Annotated in this window: 19 protein-coding genes; 18 read left to right on the top strand and 1 reads right to left on the bottom strand. The window is 66.6% G+C overall.

Going from position 1 to position 17,767, the window contains the following annotated elements; genetic code table 11:
* Positions 1 to 63 precede the first annotated feature (63 nt).
* The 14 genes from H3H37_RS17770 to H3H37_RS17835 all read left to right on the top strand — a co-directional run bounded on the left by H3H37_RS17770 (position 64) and on the right by H3H37_RS17835 (position 13,295).
* Positions 64 to 330, top strand: a complete 267-nt coding sequence (locus H3H37_RS17770; RefSeq protein WP_182164928.1) for a toluene-4-monooxygenase system B family protein — start codon at positions 64 to 66, stop codon at positions 328 to 330.
* Positions 331 to 386: 56 nt separating this feature from the next.
* Positions 387 to 722 carry a monooxygenase system ferredoxin subunit gene (locus tag H3H37_RS17775; protein ID WP_182164930.1) on the top strand — a complete coding sequence of 112 codons (336 nt, stop codon included), beginning with the start codon at positions 387 to 389 and terminating at the stop codon, positions 720 to 722.
* 44 nt (positions 723 to 766) lie between these two features.
* Entirely contained in the window at positions 767 to 1,081 is a 315-nt protein-coding gene (locus tag H3H37_RS17780; RefSeq protein ID WP_182164932.1) for an MmoB/DmpM family protein, read from the top strand.
* A gap of 40 nt (positions 1,082 to 1,121) precedes the next feature.
* On the top strand, positions 1,122 to 2,114 hold the full coding sequence (locus H3H37_RS17785) for an aromatic/alkene monooxygenase hydroxylase subunit beta (protein WP_182164934.1): 993 nt from the start codon (positions 1,122 to 1,124) through the stop codon (positions 2,112 to 2,114).
* A gap of 81 nt (positions 2,115 to 2,195) precedes the next feature.
* The gene (locus H3H37_RS17790; RefSeq protein WP_182164936.1) at positions 2,196 to 3,218 is read left to right on the top strand and encodes a 2Fe-2S iron-sulfur cluster-binding protein; all 1,023 of its coding nucleotides are present in this window, start codon (positions 2,196 to 2,198) and stop codon (positions 3,216 to 3,218) included.
* Between the two features lie 51 nt (positions 3,219 to 3,269).
* Positions 3,270 to 4,628 carry an OmpP1/FadL family transporter gene (locus H3H37_RS17795; RefSeq protein WP_229218900.1) on the top strand — a complete coding sequence of 453 codons (1,359 nt, stop codon included), beginning with the start codon at positions 3,270 to 3,272 and terminating at the stop codon, positions 4,626 to 4,628.
* Between the two features lie 126 nt (positions 4,629 to 4,754).
* Complete coding sequence (locus H3H37_RS17800; protein WP_182164940.1) at positions 4,755 to 7,682, top strand: ATP-binding protein; 2,928 nt, start codon at positions 4,755 to 4,757, stop codon at positions 7,680 to 7,682.
* Complete coding sequence (locus H3H37_RS17805; protein WP_182164942.1) at positions 7,679 to 8,320, top strand: response regulator transcription factor; 642 nt, start codon at positions 7,679 to 7,681, stop codon at positions 8,318 to 8,320. The genes H3H37_RS17800 and H3H37_RS17805 overlap by 4 nt, the downstream gene beginning before the upstream one ends.
* A gap of 250 nt (positions 8,321 to 8,570) precedes the next feature.
* Positions 8,571 to 9,179, top strand: a complete 609-nt coding sequence (locus tag H3H37_RS17810; RefSeq protein WP_229218904.1) for a YqgE/AlgH family protein — start codon at positions 8,571 to 8,573, stop codon at positions 9,177 to 9,179.
* Between the two features lie 39 nt (positions 9,180 to 9,218).
* Entirely contained in the window at positions 9,219 to 9,605 is a 387-nt protein-coding gene (gene ruvX, locus H3H37_RS17815) for a Holliday junction resolvase RuvX (RefSeq protein ID WP_182164946.1), read from the top strand.
* Positions 9,606 to 9,610: 5 nt separating this feature from the next.
* Positions 9,611 to 10,135 (top strand): bifunctional pyr operon transcriptional regulator/uracil phosphoribosyltransferase PyrR, encoded by a 525-nt coding sequence (gene pyrR, locus H3H37_RS17820; protein WP_182164948.1) that lies wholly within the window; start codon positions 9,611 to 9,613, stop codon positions 10,133 to 10,135.
* Positions 10,128 to 11,093 carry an aspartate carbamoyltransferase catalytic subunit gene (locus H3H37_RS17825; RefSeq protein ID WP_182165127.1) on the top strand — a complete coding sequence of 322 codons (966 nt, stop codon included), beginning with the start codon at positions 10,128 to 10,130 and terminating at the stop codon, positions 11,091 to 11,093. The genes pyrR and H3H37_RS17825 overlap by 8 nt, the downstream gene beginning before the upstream one ends.
* Positions 11,090 to 12,400 (top strand): dihydroorotase, encoded by a 1,311-nt coding sequence (locus H3H37_RS17830; protein WP_182164950.1) that lies wholly within the window; start codon positions 11,090 to 11,092, stop codon positions 12,398 to 12,400. Before H3H37_RS17825 ends, H3H37_RS17830 begins: the two co-directional genes overlap by 4 nt.
* Before the next feature lie 106 nt (positions 12,401 to 12,506).
* Positions 12,507 to 13,295, top strand: coding sequence for a lysophospholipid acyltransferase family protein (locus tag H3H37_RS17835; RefSeq protein WP_375540015.1), 789 nt, complete (start codon positions 12,507 to 12,509; stop codon positions 13,293 to 13,295).
* Positions 13,296 to 13,323: 28 nt separating this feature from the next.
* Here the strand turns inward: H3H37_RS17835 and H3H37_RS17840 are convergent, their stop codons facing one another.
* Positions 13,324 to 14,178, bottom strand: coding sequence for a symmetrical bis(5'-nucleosyl)-tetraphosphatase (locus H3H37_RS17840; RefSeq protein ID WP_182164952.1), 855 nt, complete (start codon positions 14,176 to 14,178; stop codon positions 13,324 to 13,326).
* 145 nt (positions 14,179 to 14,323) lie between these two features.
* On the opposite strand from H3H37_RS17840, the gene rfbB reads away from it, so the two are divergent.
* Genes rfbB through rfbD form a run of 4 tightly spaced genes read left to right on the top strand, consistent with a single transcriptional unit; the run spans position 14,324 to position 17,692 of the window.
* Positions 14,324 to 15,397 (top strand): dTDP-glucose 4,6-dehydratase, encoded by a 1,074-nt coding sequence (rfbB, locus tag H3H37_RS17845; RefSeq protein WP_182164954.1) that lies wholly within the window; start codon positions 14,324 to 14,326, stop codon positions 15,395 to 15,397.
* The gene (gene rfbA / locus H3H37_RS17850) at positions 15,394 to 16,296 is read left to right on the top strand and encodes a glucose-1-phosphate thymidylyltransferase RfbA (protein WP_182164956.1); all 903 of its coding nucleotides are present in this window, start codon (positions 15,394 to 15,396) and stop codon (positions 16,294 to 16,296) included. Before rfbB ends, rfbA begins: the two co-directional genes overlap by 4 nt.
* A complete protein-coding gene (gene rfbC, locus H3H37_RS17855) occupies positions 16,293 to 16,838 on the top strand; it encodes a dTDP-4-dehydrorhamnose 3,5-epimerase (RefSeq protein ID WP_182164958.1) in 546 nt (181 codons plus the stop codon). Before rfbA ends, rfbC begins: the two co-directional genes overlap by 4 nt.
* Positions 16,835 to 17,692: a dTDP-4-dehydrorhamnose reductase gene (rfbD, locus tag H3H37_RS17860; RefSeq protein ID WP_182164960.1), complete on the top strand. Its 858-nt coding sequence runs from the start codon at positions 16,835 to 16,837 to the stop codon at positions 17,690 to 17,692. The genes rfbC and rfbD overlap by 4 nt, the downstream gene beginning before the upstream one ends.
* The last annotated feature ends 75 nt before the right edge of the window (positions 17,693 to 17,767 follow it).

The following is a 17,767-nucleotide window of genomic DNA, read 5'->3' on the forward strand; positions in this document are numbered from 1 at the left end:
GCACCCAATTTGCCGGCGGCCGCCCATGCCGCCGGCGCAATCAGAACACAGAGCGAGGACACCATGGCTTTATTTCCCCTGACATCCAATTTCGAAGGCGACTTCGTCTTGCAGCTGCTGCCGGTCGACACCGACAACACCATGGACGAAGTGAGCGCCGCCGCCGCCTACCACTCGGTCGGCCGGCGCGTGAAGGCCCGGCCCGGCCACATCCTGCGCGTGCGCAAGCAGGGCGCGGCGGAATTCCTGCCGCGCGCGATGAAGGTCGCCGAGGCCGGCTTCAAGCCGACCGAATGCATCGAGATCATCTGGGAACCCGAACAGCGGTAACCGTATCACCGCCCGCCGGCGCAGGCCGGGGCGATTCAGCAAAAGGAATTAGCGTTATGACATTCAAGAAAGTCTGCACCCTCGATGACTTGTGGGAGGGAGAGATGGCGTCGTTCGACGTCGACGGCCAGGAAGTGCTCATCGTCTCGCCGGAGGGCGGCGAGATCCGTGCCTTCCAGGGCATCTGCCCGCACCAGGACATCCCGCTGGTGGAAGGGAAATTCGACGGCAAGACGGTCATTTGCCGGGCCCATCTGTGGCAGTTCGACGCCTGCTCCGGCAAGGGTGTCAACCCGTCGGACTGCGCGCTGGCGCAGTACCCGGTGAAGATCGAAGGCAACGATATTTTCGTGAAAACCGAGGGTATCGAACCCTTGTTCGCCCACAGCTGAGTCTTCTTACGCAGCCCAAACCTATAACAAGCAAGGAGACAGACATGAGCAGCAACGAAATTTCGAAAGCCCACCTGAACAACTGGGTTGGCCCCGTCATGCGGGCCGGCGAGCTGGCCGACGCAGTGGCCGAGGCCGCGCGGGAAGACAACCCCGGCAAGGAAATCCGCATCGACGACAAGCGCGCCTACGTGCGCATCGAAACCGACAACGAAATGGTGCTGCGGCGCGAAACGCTGGAGCGCGCGCTGGGCCGTCCGTTCAAGATGCCCGACCTGGAAATCGGCCTGAGCTCGTTCGCCGGCCGTGTCGAAACGCAGCCGGACCTGATCCGCTTCTACCTGGTCAAGCAGCTCTGACGCGGCGTCCGCGCAACCCATCAAATCAAGGAGACAAATCATGTCACAAGAACAAGCCCAAGTGCTCAAGCCGTTGAAGACCTGGAGCCACCTGGCGGCGCGCCGCCGCAAGCCGAGCGAATACGAGATCGTCTCGGTCAACCTGCACTTCAACGACCGCGACGCGAACGCCCCCTGGGAACTCGACCCCGAGATGTTCATGAACCGCTGGTACAAGAAGAACAATCTGGGCAGCCCGCTCAAGCATCCGGACTGGAACGCCTTCCGCGATCCCGATGAAGTGGTGTACCGCACCTACACCATGATGCAGGACGGCCAGGAGAACTACGTCACCGGCCTGCTCGACCAGTTCAACGCGCGCGAGCACGACCAGACCCTGGCGCCGGGCTGGGCCGGCACGCTGGCCCGTTTGTACGCGCCGGCACGCTACCTGTTCCACACGGTGCAGATGGCGTCGGCCTACGTCGGCCAGGTCGCGCCCGCCAGCACCATCACCAGCTGCCACTACTTCCAGATGGCCGATGCCTTCCGCTGGCTCAGCCATACCGCCTACCGCACCAAGGAACTGTCGATGACCTTCGGCGACAAGGGCCTCGGCCGCGACGAGCGTACCTACTGGGAGACCGATCCCGCCTGGCAGGGCTTCCGCGAACTGATGGAAAAGGTGCTGGTGACCTGGGATTGGGCCGAGGCCTTCGTCGCGCTCGACCTGGTGGCCAAGCCGGCCATCGAGGAAGCGGTGCTGCGCAAGCTCGGCGAATCGGCGCGCCACAACGGCGACATGCTGCTGGGCCTGCTGACCGATGCGCAAGCGATTGACGTCGCGCGCCACCGCCGCTTTGCCGGCGCGCTGGCCAGGATGGCGCTGGAACAGCCGGGCAACGAGGAGGTCATGCGCGGCTGGATCGCCAAGTGGGAGACGCTGGCCGACCGGGCGATCGAGGCCTATTGCGCCATGCTGCCCGACGTGCCCGATGCCGCCGCCGCCGTCAAGCAGGCGACGCGCGATTTCCGCCGCTCGCTCGGTCTGTAACAACGCCGCCGTTGGCGGCACGATCTGCCGGGCGCCGCGCGCGTCCGGGAGGTCGCTCGCCCCGTTCGCAAGGAAGCAGATATGACACAGCATCAAATACGGATCGGAGAGGACGCGCCTTTCCAGCAGGACGACGGGGACACCGTGCTCCAGGCCGCGCTGCGGGCCGGCGTCGGCTTTCCCTACGAGTGCAGCTCTGGCGGTTGCGGCAGCTGCAAGTTCGAACTGCTCGACGGCGAGGTCGAGCAGCTGTGGCCGGAGGCGCCCGGCTTGAGCGAGCGCGACCGCCGCAAAAAATTGCTGCTGGCGTGCCAGTGCCGTGCCACAGGGCCGCTGCAGCTCAAGGTACGCTCCTCGCCCGAGTGCCGGCCGCAGATCCGGCCTGAACGGCGCAGCGCCAGCCTGATCGGGTCGCGCGCGCTCACGCACGACATCACCGAGTTCCGTTTCGCGGCGCCGGGGCCGGCCGAATTCCAGGCCGGGCAGTACGCCCTGTTGTACCTGCCGGGCGTGGGGTCGGCGCGCGCCTACTCCATGTCCAACACCGCCAATCCGGAAGGCGAGTGGCATTTCCAGATCCGCCGCGTGGCCGGCGGCAAGGGCACCGACCAGTTGTTCAACCACCTCCGGCCCGGTGACGCCGTGGTCATCGACGGTCCGTACGGGCTGGCCGGCTTGCGCACGCAGTCGGCGCGCGACATCGTCTGCGTGGCCGGTGGATCGGGTCTGGCGCCGATGGTGTCGATCGCGCGCGGCGCGGTGCAGGCGGGCATGTTGGGTGAACAGCAGCGGCAGCTGCATTTCTTCTACGGCGCGCGCACACCGCAGGACGTGTGCGGCGAGGCGTTCCTGCGCGACTTGCCCGGTTTTGGCACTGGCATCCACTTCCATCCAGTGGTGTCGCAACCGGCCGGCGCGGCCACGCCGTGGACCGGCGCAACGGGCTTCGTGCACGAACGCGTCAAGCAGGTGCTGGCGGAGCGCATGGCGGACTGCGAATTCTATTTCGCCGGACCGCCGCCGATGACGCAGGCGCTGCAATCGATGCTGATGGTCGATCACCGCGTGCCGTTCGAACAGATCCATTTCGACCGTTTTTTCTAAAAGAACATAGTAGCCAACTCCAGAAGAAAGAGAACGATGGGACACATTCAGTTGAAGCAAATCGCCGCGGCGTGCGCGCTGGCGGCAATCGGCACCGGCGCCGGCGCCACCGACGTATTCCGGATCGAAGGTTTCGGCCCGGTGTCGCGCGCCATGGGCGGCACGGCGAGCGCCTACGACGTGGGCGCGGCCGGCATGATGAGCAACCCGGCCACCTTGTCGCTGATGGCGCCGGGTGCGCAGTTGCATCTCGGCCTCGATGTCGTCACGACCGATATCACGGTGCGCAACGGCGCCACCGGGGAGACGGCCTCGTCTGACACGCACGGCAGCAACCGGGGGCCGTACGCCGCACCGGAGCTGGCCTACACGCGCCGCGCGGGCGCGTGGACGCTGGGCGTGGGCGCGTTCGCCCAGGGCGGGCTGGGCACGGAGTACGGCAATGCCAGTTTCCTGTCGAAGACGACCTCGGGCGCCAATTCGCAGCTGGAAAATTCCAGCCGGCTGCTGGTGCTGAACATTCCCTTCGCCGCCAGCTATGACGTCGACGACAAGCTCAGCGTCGGCGGCAGCGTCGATGCCATGTGGGCGGGCCTGAACCTCAACCTGCTGCTCGGCGCCGACCAGGTCGGCGCCCTCATCGGCGGCGGCCGCGTCAACGGTAGCCTGTTGCCGGTGCTCGGCAGCTTGCCGGCGCTGGATGCCGCGCATTTCAGCCTGACCAAGAACCAGCCCATCGCCAGCGGCATCGATGCCTGGGGCGTCGGCGCCAAACTCGGCATGGTCTACAAGCTGTCGGCGGCCACCACGCTGGGCGGCTCCTATGCCTTCAAGAGCAAGCTATCCGATCTGGACGGCAACGCCACCTTGACGGCGCTGGACCGCGTGGCCGGCAAGGTGCCGTTGACGGGCAAGCTCACGATCCGCGATTTCCAGATGCCGGCGTCGTTGACCGTGGGCGTGAGCCAGCGCATCGACGACGGCTTGATGGTGACGGCTGACCTGTCGCGCGTGTTCTGGAAAGACGTCATGCGCAACTTCGATGTCGGCTTTGTCGCCGACGGCGGCGGCACCTTGAACATCCTGCTGCCGCAGGATTACCGCGACCAGACCGTGCTGGCGCTGGGCGCGGCTTGGCGCAGCGGCGACTGGACGCTGCGCGCTGGCGCGCGCGTGGCGTCCGCGGCGTTGCAGCCGGCGTTGCTGTTCGCCGTCATCCCGGCCACGCCGCGCAAGCACGTGTCGGCCGGCGCGTCCTACGACTTCACGCCGCAGGACGCCGTGCATGTCGCGTATTCGCACGCATGCGAGCAATCGACGAGCACGGCGGGGCTGCCCACCACCGCCGTTCCCATCGTGACCACCCATGCGCAAAACAATGTCACCGTCGCCTATACCCGCCGCTTCTGAGTGAACCACGCGGCACGGAATGTCTCCCGGGAAAGTCGTATGATAGGCAGGGCGCCATCCCGGGATGGTGCCCTGTCGCCGCTCCGATGACGGCGCCCAGACGTGGATTCCCGCAGGAGCATGCGCATGCCGATAGCCAACGACCAATTGTTCAAAGACACACCGACGATCGCGGTGGGCGAGGTGACGATGCATGCGGATGATGATTTCTTGCAACACCGCGAGAAGCTGGCGCGCGTGGTGCTCGACGAGATGTACCAGTTTGTCGGCTTGCTCGATGTCAACGGTATCACGCTGGAGATCAACCGCGCGGCATTGGAGGGGGCGGGCGTGCGGCTCGAGGACATCCTGGGCAAGCCGTTCTGGACGGCGCACTGGTGGGCCACCTCCATGGAATCGCAGGCGATGCAGCGCGACATGATCCGGCGTGCCGCCGCCGGAGAATTCGTGCGCTGCGACGTCGAAATCTACGGCCAGGCGGCAGGCGAGAAAACCATCATCGTCGATTATTCGCTGCGTCCCATCAGGGACAGGCACGGCAAGGTGGTGTTCCTGCTGCCGGAAGGGCGCAACATCACCGAAAAGAAGCGCGCCGAGGCGGAGATCGCGCGCAAGAACGAGGAGCTGCAGCGCTTGCTCGAACAGATCCGTCAACTGAACCAGGAGCGGATCGATTTCTTCGCCAACGTCAGCCATGAGCTGCGCACGCCGCTGACGCTGATCCTCGGCCCGCTGGCCGCCATCCTCGCCTCGGCGGACAACCTCACCGCGCTGCAGAAGCGCGACCTTGGGGTCATCCAGCGCAACGCCTCGACGCTGACCAAGCATGTCAACGATCTGCTGGACCTGGCGAAATTCGACGCCGGCAAGGCGGCGCTGCGCTACGCGCGGGTCGACCTCGCGCAGGCCGTGCGCCAGGTGGCCGCCCACTTCGATGCGCTGGCCCCGCAGCGCGCGCTGTCCTTTGTGGTCAGCACGCCTGATGCCCTGCTGGCCGATGCCGATGCGGAGAAATTCGACCGTGTCGTGCTCAATCTGCTGTCCAACGCCTTCAAGTTCACGCCCGACGGGGGCCGGATCCGGTGTTCGCTGGCGCTGGCCGGCACGGGGCGGCTGCTGCTCAGCATCCAGGACAGCGGCCCCGGTGTGACGGCGGACATGCGGGCCAAGATTTTCGAACGTTTCCGCCAGGGGCAGGGCGGCACGACGCGCGACTTTGGCGGCACGGGGCTGGGCCTGGCGATTGCAAAGGAGTTTGTCGAATTGCACGGCGGGACCATCGCCGTCTCGCAGGCGCCGGGCGGCGGCGCGCTGTTCCAGGTCGAGATGCCGCTGTCGGCGCCCGAAGGCGCTTATGTGCGCCGCATCGGCGCGCCGGCCGTGCACGACGATGTCGGCATCGAAAACGCGGTCAAGGAATTGCAGGGCATCGAACCCGAGGTCGAGGAGCGCGGCGCGCCGTTGGACAGGCCGCTGGTCCTGGTCGCCGAGGACAACCCGGAAATGCGGCGCTTTATCGCCGAAGTGCTGGGTGGCCTCTATCGCGTGGTGCCGGTGGCCGATGGCGCGGAGGCGCTGGCGCGGGCGTTGGCCGAGCCGCCGGACCTGGTCGTCATGGATTTGATGATGCCCAAGCTCGGTGGCGACCTGCTGGTGGACGCGATGCGCCTGCAGCCGACCTTGGCCAACGTGCCGGTGCTGGTCCTGTCGGCCATGGCGAACGAGGAGCTCAGGCTCAAGCTGCTGTCCGAACTTGTGCAGGACTATGTCACCAAGCCGTTTTCCGCGCCCGAGCTGCGCATCCGCGTGCGCAATCTGGTGACCATGAAGCGCGCGCGGGAGGCGTTGCAAAAGGAACTGGCCAGCCAGAACGCGGACCTCGCGCAATTGACCGCGCAATTCATCGCCGGCCGCCAGGAGCTGCAGGCGAGCCACGAGGCCTTGCGCAAGTCGGAAAGCCGCTGGCGCGCCGTGTATGAGAACTCGGCGGTCGGCATCGTGCTGACCGACATGGACGGCATCATCATCGAAGCCAATCCAGCCTACCAGCGCATGCTCGGCTACGCGGCCGACGAGATCCGCGGCATCTCGCTGATGGAGATCACGGGCGAGAGCGACCGCGACACCACCCGTTCCCATATCGGGCAACTGGTGTCCGGCGCCGTGCGCGAATACCACTTGCAAAAATGCTACCGGCGCAAGGACGGCAAGACCTTGTGGGCGAGCGCCAGCGTGTCGCCGGTCCCGGGCAGCGACGCCATGGCGCCCATGCTGGTCGGCATCGTCGAGGACATCACCGAGCGCAAGCGTGCCGAGGAAACGCTGGCGCAGACCCAGGTGGAGCTGGCGCGGGTCGCGCGCGTCACCACCATGGGCGAGCTGGCCGCCTCCATCGCGCATGAGGTCAACCAGCCGCTGGCCGCCATCGTCACCAATGGCCACGCGTCCTTGCGCTGGCTGGCCGCGCAGCCGCCGAACGTCAAGGAGGCGAACGACGCGCTCCAGCATGTGATCCGCGACGCCAACCGGGCCAGCGGCGTGATCGCGCGCATCCGTGGCTTCATCCGGCGCTGCGAGCCGGTGCGCGCCGAGGCGCACATCGGCGACGTCATCGCCGACGTCGTCGGCCTGATCCAGGGCGAGGCCGGCAGTCTCGACATCGCCTTGACGACCGAGGTAGCGCCGGATCTGCCGGCGGTGGCGGTCGACCGCGTCCAGTTGCAGCAGGTGATACTGAACCTGCTGATGAACGCGGTCGAAGCGCTGACGCAGGTGACGGGGCGGCCGCGCACCGTCGCCGTCCGGGCCCAGCGTTACAGTCCGGACGCGATCGCCGTGGCCGTGCGCGATGTCGGCCCCGGGCTCGACGCGTTGCACGTGAGCACGATTTTTGACGCCTTCCACACCACCAAGCCGACCGGCATGGGCATGGGGCTGAGCATCAGCCGCTCGATCGTCGAGGCGCATGGCGGCCGCTTGTGGTGCGTGCCCAATGACGGCCCCGGCGTGACGTTCTGGTTCACCTTGCCGGTGGCCAGGGAGGAACGGCCATGACCGACCAGGCACCCATCGTCTACGTCGTCGACGACGACCTGTCCGTGCGCGGCGCGCTGTGCAGCCTGATCCGTTCAGTCGGCCTGCGCGTCGAGGTGTTCGCGTCGGCCCAGGAATTCCTCCATCACGCACGTCACGACGCGCCGGCCTGCCTGGTGCTCGATGTGCGCATGCCCGGCCTGAGCGGGCTCGACTTGCAGCGCGAGCTGAGCAAGGCCGGCGATGCCATCCCCATCATTTTCATCACCGGCCACGGCGACATCGCCATGAGTGTGGGTGCCATGAAGGCCGGGGCCATCGAATTCCTGCCGAAGCCGTTCCGCGACCAGGATTTGCTCGACGCCATCGCGCACGCGCATGCGCGCGATGCGACGGCGCTGCACCGGCGCGCGGAACTGACGGCAATCCGGCGCCGTTATGATACCCTCACGGAACGCGAGCGCGAGGTGATCGTCCTGACGGTCAGAGGCATGCTCAACAAACAGATCGCGGCCGAGTTGGGGATCTCCGAGCAGACCATCAAGGTCCATCGCCACCATATCATGCAGAAAATGGCGGCGGCTTCGCTGCCGGCGCTGGTGCGGATGGTGGAAAAACTGAATCCGACCGACCTGTCGGGCGGCGCCGGCCCGGCGTAAGAGCGGACTAGCCCTTTGAAATCAAGGGACTGCATGCGATCGCCATGCGGGGAAAGCGGCCGGGCATGGCCGCGGCGGCAATTCAGTGTAAACTATCGCTATCTGACACTTAGCAGGCAAATGCGCTATCCGTGCGAATCTTACAGCAAAAATACCAGCAAAACACCGCGTTGAATGATCAGCAAGCAGCCCAGCAGAGAGAGCACCGCGTATGAAAAGCAAAATTGGCAAGACTCTGGCTTTGCCCGGCATGACACAAGCATCGACCGATCCGCTGGCCCAGGCCGGCGCCAGCGCCGCACTGAACCTGGCGAATCATTTCCTTATTGCAATGCCGTCCATGGAAGACCCCGTGTTCGGCGGCACCGTCGTCTACGTGTGCGAGCACAACGAGAACGGCGTGCTGGGCGTGGTCATCAACAAGCCCACCGACATGACGATGCAGGTGTTGTTCGACCGCATCGACCTCAAGCTCGAAGACAGCCCCGGCGCCCACATCGATGAACCGATCATGTTCGGCGGCCCGGTGCAGGACGACCGCGGCTTCGTGCTGCACACGCCCGGCGCGCGCTATTCGTCGTCGCTGACGGTGACGGACGAGGTGGCGTTCACCACCTCGATCGACGTGCTGGAGGCGGTGGCGGCCGGCACCGGCCCGCAGCGCATGCTGGTGTCGATCGGCTACGCGGGCTGGAGCCCCGGCCAGCTGGAGGAGGAGATCAGCCGCAACGGCTGGCTGACCGTGGGCGCGGACGCCCACATCCTGTTCGACCTGCCCATCGAGGAACGCTACACGGCGGCCATGCGCCTGCTCGGCATCGACCCGCTGATGCTCACCTCCGAGGCCGGCCATGCGTGACGCGCGCCGTTCCACCGTCGCCATGGCGGGGCCGGTGCTGTGAGCGCGGTCACGATACTCGCTTTCGATTTCGGCATCAAACGTATCGGCGTGGCCATGGGCAACACCATGATTTGCCAGGCCCAGCCTTTAAAAGTGATCAGCGCGCTTGATAACGACGCCCGCTTCGCCGCCATCGGCGCCCTGATCGCGGAATGGACGCCGGCGCGTCTGGTGGTGGGCCTGCCCAGCCATCCGGACGGCACGGCACACGAGATGACGGCCCGCTGCCGCCGCTTCGCCAACCAGTTGCACGGGCGCTTCAACCTGCCCGTGGAGCTGGTCGATGAACGTTATTCGTCGGCCGTGATCGGCGCCAAACGGGGCGAGGTGATCGACGACCGCGCCGCCGCCATCATCCTGCAACAATATTTCGACGCACTTTGACCACCATGCCACCTACCTCCAACTCCCCGCAGCTCGATGCGGAAGCGCTGTACGCCAGGCTGCTGCAGCAAGTGAAAACCGGCCTGGCCGGCGCCACCGATCCGGCCATCGTCGGCATCTACTCGGGCGGCGCCTGGCTGGCCGAACGGCTGGCCGCCGACCTGGGCCTGTCGGCCCGCCTCGGCTTCGTGGACGTCTCGTTCTACCGCGACGACTACGCCAAGAAGGGCTTGCACGTGGGCGTCAAATCGACCCAGATCCCGTTCGACGTGGATGGCGCCACCATCCTGCTGGTGGACGATGTGCTGTACACGGGCCGCACCACGCGCGCGGCCATCAATGAACTGTTCGACTACGGCCGTCCGGCGCGCGTCATGCTGGCCGCGCTGGCCGACCGCGGCGGGCGCCAGCTGCCGGTGGCGGCCGATTTCGTGGCCACCACCGTCACGCTGGAAGCGCAGCAGGCGCTGGTGCTGCAGCGCGCCGCCGAAGGACAATTTACGCTAACCATAGATGACGACCATGCTTAATCCGCAACTGAATAAACACGGCGAACTCCAGCACCTGTTGACGATCGAGGGCTTGCCCAAGTCCATCATCAACCACATCCTGGACACCGCCTCCTCCTTCGTCGGCATCTCCGACCGCGACGTCAAGAAGGTGCCGCTGATGCGCGGCAAATCCGTTTTCAACCTGTTCTTTGAAAACTCCACGCGCACCCGCACCACGTTCGAGATCGCGTCCAAGCGCCTGTCGGCCGACGTGATCAACCTGAACATCCAGGCTTCCTCGGCCAGCAAGGGCGAGTCCTTGCTCGACACCATCGACAACCTGTCGGCCATGCACGCCGACATGTTCGTGGTGCGCCACGCGCAGTCGGGCGCGCCCTACCTGATCGCCAAGCACCTGATCGACACGCGCCAGCCGCACGTGCACGTGGTGAACGCCGGCGACGGCCGCCACGCGCACCCGACCCAGGGCCTGCTGGACATGTACACCATCCGCCACTACAAGAAGGACTTCACCAACCTGACGGTGGCCATCGTGGGCGACATCCTGCACAGCCGCGTGGCCCGTTCCGACATCCACGCGCTGACCACGCTGGGCGTGCCGGAAGTGCGCGCCATCGGCCCGCACACGCTGCTGCCGGGCGGCCTGGAGCAGATGGGCGTGCGCACTTTCACCAACATGGAAGAGGGCTTGAAGGGCGTGGATGTGATCATCATGCTGCGCCTGCAGAACGAGCGCATGAGTGGCGCGCTGCTGCCGTCGGCCCAGGAATACTTCAAGAGCTACGGCCTGACGCCGGAGCGGCTGGCGCTGGCCAAGCCGGACGCCATCGTGATGCACCCCGGCCCGATGAACCGCGGGGTGGAAATCGACTCGGCCGTGGCCGACGGCCCGCAGGCGGTGATCCTGCCGCAGGTGACGTTCGGGATCGCGGTACGGATGGCAGTGATGAGCATTTTGGCAGGAACCCAAGCATGAAATTACATATCAAGAACGGCCACCTGATCGACCCGGCCAACGGCATCGACGCCATCAACGACCTGTACATCGCCGCCGGCAAGGTGGTGGCGGTGGGCAAAGCGCCGGAAGGCTTCGCCGCCGAGCGCACCATCGACGCCACCGGCCTGGTCGTGGCGCCCGGCCTGGTGGACCTGTCGGCCCGCCTGCGCGAGCCCGGCTACGAATACAAGGCCACGCTGGAATCGGAACTGCAGGCGGCCATGCAGGGCGGCGTCACCAGCCTGGTGTGCCCGCCCGACACCGACCCCGTGCTCGACGAGCCGGGCCTGGTGGAGATGCTCAAGCACCGCGCCAAGACCCTGAACCAGGCCCACGTGCACCCGCTGGGCGCGCTGACGGTGGGCCTGAAGGGCGCCGCGCTGACCGAGATGGCCGAGCTGACCGAAGCCGGTTGCATCGGCTTCGCGCAGGCCGAGGAACCGATCGAGGACACCACCGTGCTGCTGCGCGCGCTGCAGTACGCCAAGACCTTCGGCTACACCGTGTGGCTGCGGCCGCAGGACGCCCACATCGGCCGCGGCGGCATCGCCGCCAGCGGCCCGCTGGCGTCGCGCCTGGGCCTGTCGGGTGTGCCCGTGATGGCCGAAACCATCGCCCTGCACACGATCTTCGAACTGGTGCGCGCCACCGGCGCCAAGGTCCACCTGTGCCGCATCTCCTCGGCCGCCGGCCTGGAACTGATCCGCGCCGCCAAGCGCGAAGGCTTGCCCGTCACCTGCGACGTGGGCGCCCACCACGCCCACCTGACGGACGCCGACATCGGCTTCTTCGATCCGAACGCGCGCGTCACGCCGCCGTTCCGCAGCCAGCGCGACCGCGACGCGATCCGCGCCGCCCTGCTCGACGGCACCATCGACGCCCTGTGCTCGGACCACACCCCGGTCGACGACGACGAGAAGCTGCTGCCGTTCGGCGAAGCCTCGCCCGGCGCCACCGGCCTGGAACTGCTGCTGTCGCTGGCCCTCAAGTGGGCCGACGATTACGCGGCCGGCCAGCCCGACGGCGGCGTGCGTCCGCTGGTGCGGGCCGTGGCCAAGGTGACGGCCGACGCGGCCCGCGTGGCCGGCCTGGACAGCGGCACCCTGGGTGTGGGCAGCACGGCCGACCTGTGCCTGTTCGACCCGACGGCGCGCTGGACCGTGAACGCCAACGCGCTGGCCAGCCAGGGCAAGCACACGCCCTTCCTCGGCTACGAGCTGGCCGGCCAGGTGCAGACCACCATCGTGGCCGGCCACGTCGCCTACCAGCGCGCGCCGGCACGCTGACCGAACAAAACCGGGGTCAGGTCATGCCATCGGGCACCATGCTTGAAGGCATGACCTGACCCCGGTTCGTTGTCCTTTTTTCTTGATGCGGTGATATTTGAACATTCTGCTTGCGTTCCGCCTGGTGCGGGTGGTGCTTCATCTGCTGACCGGCATGGCGACGTGCGCGTTGGTCTTTCCGTGGATAGGCGGCGCGGCCCGTAACGGCCATATCCGGCGCTGGTCGCGCCAGCTGCTGGCCATGTGCAATGTGACGGTGGAGCTGGCGGCCGACGGCGCGCCCGTGCTGGCCCATGCGATGGTGGTGGCCAACCATGTGTCCTGGCTCGATATCTTCGTCATCAACGCGCTCTATCCGTGCCGCTTCGTGGCCAAGGCCGAGATCCGCTCGTGGCCGCTGGCCGGCTGGCTGGCGCACCAGGCCGGCACCGTGTTCATCGCGCGCGGCAACCGGCGCGACCTGCGCCACATCTTCAAGGGCCTGGTGCACAACCTGCAGGCCGGTGAGCGCGTCGCCTTCTTCCCCGAGGGGACCACGGCGGCCCAGGGCACGCTGCTGCCGTTCCACGCCAACCTGTTCGAGGCGGCCATCGACGCCAGGGTGGAAGTGCAACCGTTCGCGCTGTCCTATGTGGACGGGGAGGGCGGCACCCATCCTTCCGTCGATTTCGTGGGTGAGATGAGTTTTGTGGAAAGCATGATCGTCATCCTCAAGGGCACGCGCGTGCATGCGCGCGTGCACGCGCTGCCGGCGCTGGCCAGCGGGGGCGCGCACCGGCGCGAGCTGGCCGAGGCGGCCCAGCAGGCCGTGGCCAAGGCGCTGGGGGTGACGCTGGCCGCCGATGCGCCGGCCGCGCCGGAGGCGGACCAGCCAAGCAAGGCCGCCCGCGCCTGAGCGGCCGCCGCCCGGCCGGCCTGTTCCTTTACTTCTTGCCGCCGTGCTGCTGGTAGCACGGGCAATCTTCCTGCAGCACCGTATGGTCGTCCAGGCAGACGGCTGTGAGCTGGCCGCCCCACACGCAGCCGCTGTCGAGACCGATCAGGTGGGGCCGCCGCAGCAGGCCCAGCGCCGACCAGTGGCCGAACACGACCGTGTGGTCGGCGCTGCGCCGGCCCGGCACCTCGAACCACGGCATCAGGCCCGAGGCCGGATCGGCTGTGCCGCTTTCCTTGAGCTTGAAATCCATCACCCCGTCGGCCGTGCAGAAGCGCAGCCGCGTCATGGCGTTGATCACGCAGCGCAGGCGGTCGGCGCCGCTCAACTGGTCGTCCCAGCGGTCAGGCTGGTTGCCGTACATTTGCGCCAGAAAGGCGGGCAGGTCGGGGCCGCGCAGCATGGTGGCCACTTCGTCGGCCAGGTCCAGCGCCTGTTGCGCGCTCCACTGCGGCAGCAGGCCCGCGTGCACCAGAAGGTGGCCTTCGGCGCGCAGCATCAGCGGCCGCCGGCGCAGCCAGTGCAATAATTCGTCGCGGTCGGGCGCCGCCAGGATGGGATGCAAGGTGTCGCTGTCGTGCTCGGGACGGATGCCGTGGGCCACGGCCAGCAGGTGCAGGTCATGGTTGCCCAGCACGCTGTTGACGCGGCCGTCGCTGGCCTCGCACAGGGCTTTCACGTGGCGCAGCGTGGCCAGCGAGTCGGGGCCGCGATTGACGAGGTCGCCTGCGAACAGGATGGACGGTGATTCGGCCGCGTCCGCCTCGCGGCTGGCGATGCGCGCCAGCAGGGCGACGGTCTGCTCGTGGCAGCCTTGCAAATCGCCGATGACATAGGTTTTCATGGTGGTGTTTCGTTTATCGTTGTAGGGCGGGTTCAACTATCCTGTGATCTAGCGGCGGGCCAGTAATTTTTGCCCGGTGACCCACGAGTTTCACATAAAATCATGCTCATGACTAATGTGGTGCTCAGCACAGGATAACAACCCGATGATATTTGTGACAGGCGGTGCCGGCTTCATCGGCTCAAATTTCGTACTGGACTGGCTGGCGCAATCGGATGAGCCCGTCCTCAATTATGACAAGCTGACCTACGCGGGCAACCTCAACAACCTGGCCTCGCTCAAGCAAGACAGCCGCCATGTGTTCGTGCGCGGCGACATTTGCGACCAGGCCCAGGTGGAGGCCTTGTTGCAACAGTACCGGCCGCGCGCCATCGTGCACTTCGCGGCCGAGTCGCACGTGGACCGCTCCATCCACGGCCCCGGCGCCTTCATCCAGACCAACATCAACGGCACCTTCAGCCTGCTCGAAGCGGCGCGCGCCTACTGGAGCGGCCTGGAAGGCGAGGAGAAGGCGGCGTTCCGCTTCCTGCACGTGTCGACCGACGAAGTGTATGGCACGCTGGGCCCGGACGATGCGCCGTTCAGCGAGACCACGGCCTACGCGCCCAACAGCCCGTATTCCGCCTCCAAGGCCGCGTCCGACCACCTGGTGCGCTCCTACCACCACACCTACGGCTTGCCGACGCTGACCACCAACTGCTCCAACAATTACGGTCCCTACCACTTCCCGGAAAAGCTGATCCCGCTGATCATCGCCAATGCCCAGGCCGGCAAGCCGCTGCCCATCTACGGCGACGGCCTGCAAGTGCGCGACTGGTTGTATGTGAGCGACCACTGCGCCGCCATCCGCCGCGTGCTCGATGCCGGCCGCCTGGGCGAGACCTACAACGTGGGCGGCTGGAACGAGATGACCAACCTGGACGTGGTGCACACGTTGTGCGACATGCTCGACCGCCTCAAGCCGCGCGCGGACGGCGCCAGCTACCGGGCCCAGATCACCTACGTCAAGGATCGCCCCGGCCACGACCGCCGCTACGCCATCGATGCGCGCAAGCTGGAGCGCGAGCTGGGCTGGAAACCGGCCGAGACCTTCCAGAGCGGCATCGCCAAGACCGTGCAATGGTATCTCGACCACCAGGACTGGGTGGCCGACGTGCAGTCGGGCAGCTACGCGAGCTGGGTGGAAACCAATTACTTCAACCGTGAGAGCGTCCAATGAGCGATCCCATCCACGACCGCAAGGGCATCATCCTGGCTGGCGGGTCCGGCACCCGGCTCTACCCGGTGACGATGAGCGTATCGAAGCAGCTGCTGCCGATCTACGACAAGCCGATGATCTACCATCCGCTGACCACGCTGATGCTGGCCGGCATGCGCGACATTCTCATCATCTCCACGCCGCAGGACACGCCGCGCTTCAAGGACTTGCTGGGCGACGGCAGCCAGTGGGGCATCCGCCTGCAATACGCGGTGCAGCCGTCGCCGGACGGGCTGGCGCAGGCCTTCATCATCGGCAAGGAGTTCGTCGGTGATTCGCCGTCGGCCCTTATCCTGGGTGACAACATTTACTACGGCAACGACCTGGACGCGCTGCTGCGCCACGCGGCCAGCCGCGGCGACGGCGCCACCGTGTTCGCCTACCACGTGACCGATCCCGAACGCTATGGCGTGGTCGAGTTCGATGGGGAACGGCGCGCCGTCAGCATCGAGGAAAAGCCGCTGCAGCCCAAGTCCAACTACGCCGTCACCGGCTTGTATTTCTACGACCGCCAGGTGTGCGACATCGCGGCGAAGATCAAGCCGTCCGCGCGCGGCGAGCTGGAGATCACGGACGTGAACCGGGCCTACCTGGAAGCGGGCCAGCTCAACGTGGAAGTGATGGGGCGCGGCATGGCCTGGCTCGACACCGGCACCCATGAATCGCTGCTCGACGCCTCGCAATTCATCGCCACCATCGAGCGCCGCCAGGGCTTGAAAGTGGCGTGCCCGGAGGAGATCGCCTACCGCAAGGGCTATATCGACGCGGCCCAGCTGCGCCGCCTGGCCGAGCCGCTGAAGAAGAACCAGTACGGCCAGTATCTGCTGCAAATTCTTGAAGACAAGGTGATTCCGCGATGAATGTTGTGACTACCCCGCTGGACGGCTTGCTGGTGCTGGAGCCGCGCGTGTTCGGCGACGACCGCGGTTTTTTCTTTGAAAGCTTTAACGCCCGCCGCTTCGCTGAACTGACGGGCGTGACGGCCCCGTTCGTGCAGGATAACCATTCGCGTTCGGCCCGCAATGTGCTGCGCGGCCTGCACTACCAGATCCAGCAAGCCCAGGGCAAGCTGGTGCGCGTTACGGCCGGCGCCGTGTTCGACGTGGCCGTGGACTTGCGCAAGAGCTCGCCCACCTTCGGCCAGTGGTACGGGCTGGAACTGTCGGCCGAGAACAAGCGCCAGTTGTGGATACCGGCCGGTTTCGCGCACGGCTTCGTCGTCACCAGCGAGTCCGCCGAATTCCTGTACAAGACCACCGACTACTGGGCGCCCGAGTACGAACGGTCCATCCTGTGGAACGACCCGGCGATCGGCATCACGTGGCCGCTGGACGGCGCGCCGCTGCTGTCAGGCAAGGACCAGGCCGGCAAGCTGCTGGCCGACGCGGAAGTCTACCCATGAAGATCCTGCTGACGGGAAGCACGGGCCAGGTCGGCTACGAACTGGAACGCAGCCTGCAGGGCATAGGCGAGGTGGTGGCCGTCGACCGCAGCCGCATGGACCTGGCCGACCTGGACCAGGTGCGCAGCGTGATCCGCGCCGTGCGCCCCACCCTGATCGTCAACCCGGCCGCCTACACGGCCGTGGACAAGGCCGAGAGCGAGCCCGAACTGGCCTACCGCGTCAACGCCGAAGCGCCGGGCCTGATGGCCGAGGAAGCGAAGTTGCTGGGCGCGGCCATGGTCCATTATTCGACCGATTACGTGTTCGACGGTAGCGATCCGGCGCCGCGCGTGGAGGGCGACGCCACCGGCCCGCTCAATGTGTACGGCGCCAGCAAGCTGGCCGGCGAGCAAGCTATCGCGGCGGCCGGCATCCCGCACCTGATTTTCCGCACCAGCTGGGTGTATGGCATGCGCGGCAAGAATTTCCTGCTGACCATGCTGCGCCTGGGGCGCGAGCGCGACGAGCTGCGGGTGGTGAACGACCAGCACGGCGCGCCCACGTGGAGCCGCACCATCGCCGACACGACGGCGCTCATGCTGGCCCAGGCCGGCGCGCCCGACAGCGCGTGGTGGCAGCAGCACGGCGGCGTCTACCACCTGAGCAGCCAGGGCCAGACCACCTGGTACGACTTCACGCGCGCCATCCTGGAGACGGCCGGCATAGCGTGCTCCGTGCTGCCCATTTCCAGCGCCGAGTATCCGGTGCCGGCCCGGCGCCCGGCCCATTCCGTGCTCTCGTCCGCACGCCTGATGGCGCATTGCCGCCTGCCGCAATGGCAGGAAGCGTTGCGGCTGTGCCTGCAACAATGACGGTGTAGCCAGATGTAAGCGTCGGCCCCTGGGCGGCCGTCGCTTGCTAGAATGCCGGGCGCTTCAGCTAATCCG

Origin of the sequence: Rugamonas brunnea (assembly GCF_014042345.1) — a bacterium.
Lineage (GTDB): Bacteria > Pseudomonadota > Gammaproteobacteria > Burkholderiales > Burkholderiaceae_D > Rugamonas > Rugamonas brunnea.

Coding starts and splice junctions, on each gene's coding strand:
- H3H37_RS17770 (WP_182164928.1), top strand. CDS start 64: ATGGCTTTATTTCCCCTGACATCCAATTTCGAAGGCGACTTCGTCTTG.
- H3H37_RS17775 (WP_182164930.1), top strand. CDS start 387: ATGACATTCAAGAAAGTCTGCACCCTCGATGACTTGTGGGAGGGAGAG.
- H3H37_RS17780 (WP_182164932.1), top strand. CDS start 767: ATGAGCAGCAACGAAATTTCGAAAGCCCACCTGAACAACTGGGTTGGC.
- H3H37_RS17785 (WP_182164934.1), top strand. CDS start 1,122: ATGTCACAAGAACAAGCCCAAGTGCTCAAGCCGTTGAAGACCTGGAGC.
- H3H37_RS17790 (WP_182164936.1), top strand. CDS start 2,196: ATGACACAGCATCAAATACGGATCGGAGAGGACGCGCCTTTCCAGCAG.
- H3H37_RS17800 (WP_182164940.1), top strand. CDS start 4,755: ATGCCGATAGCCAACGACCAATTGTTCAAAGACACACCGACGATCGCG.
- H3H37_RS17805 (WP_182164942.1), top strand. CDS start 7,679: ATGACCGACCAGGCACCCATCGTCTACGTCGTCGACGACGACCTGTCC.
- H3H37_RS17810 (WP_229218904.1), top strand. CDS start 8,571: ATGACACAAGCATCGACCGATCCGCTGGCCCAGGCCGGCGCCAGCGCC.
- pyrR (WP_182164948.1), top strand. CDS start 9,611: ATGCCACCTACCTCCAACTCCCCGCAGCTCGATGCGGAAGCGCTGTAC.
- H3H37_RS17825 (WP_182165127.1), top strand. CDS start 10,128: ATGCTTAATCCGCAACTGAATAAACACGGCGAACTCCAGCACCTGTTG.
- H3H37_RS17830 (WP_182164950.1), top strand. CDS start 11,090: ATGAAATTACATATCAAGAACGGCCACCTGATCGACCCGGCCAACGGC.
- H3H37_RS17840 (WP_182164952.1), bottom strand. CDS start 14,178: ATGAAAACCTATGTCATCGGCGATTTGCAAGGCTGCCACGAGCAGACC.
- rfbB (WP_182164954.1), top strand. CDS start 14,324: ATGATATTTGTGACAGGCGGTGCCGGCTTCATCGGCTCAAATTTCGTA.
- rfbA (WP_182164956.1), top strand. CDS start 15,394: ATGAGCGATCCCATCCACGACCGCAAGGGCATCATCCTGGCTGGCGGG.
- rfbC (WP_182164958.1), top strand. CDS start 16,293: ATGAATGTTGTGACTACCCCGCTGGACGGCTTGCTGGTGCTGGAGCCG.
- rfbD (WP_182164960.1), top strand. CDS start 16,835: ATGAAGATCCTGCTGACGGGAAGCACGGGCCAGGTCGGCTACGAACTG.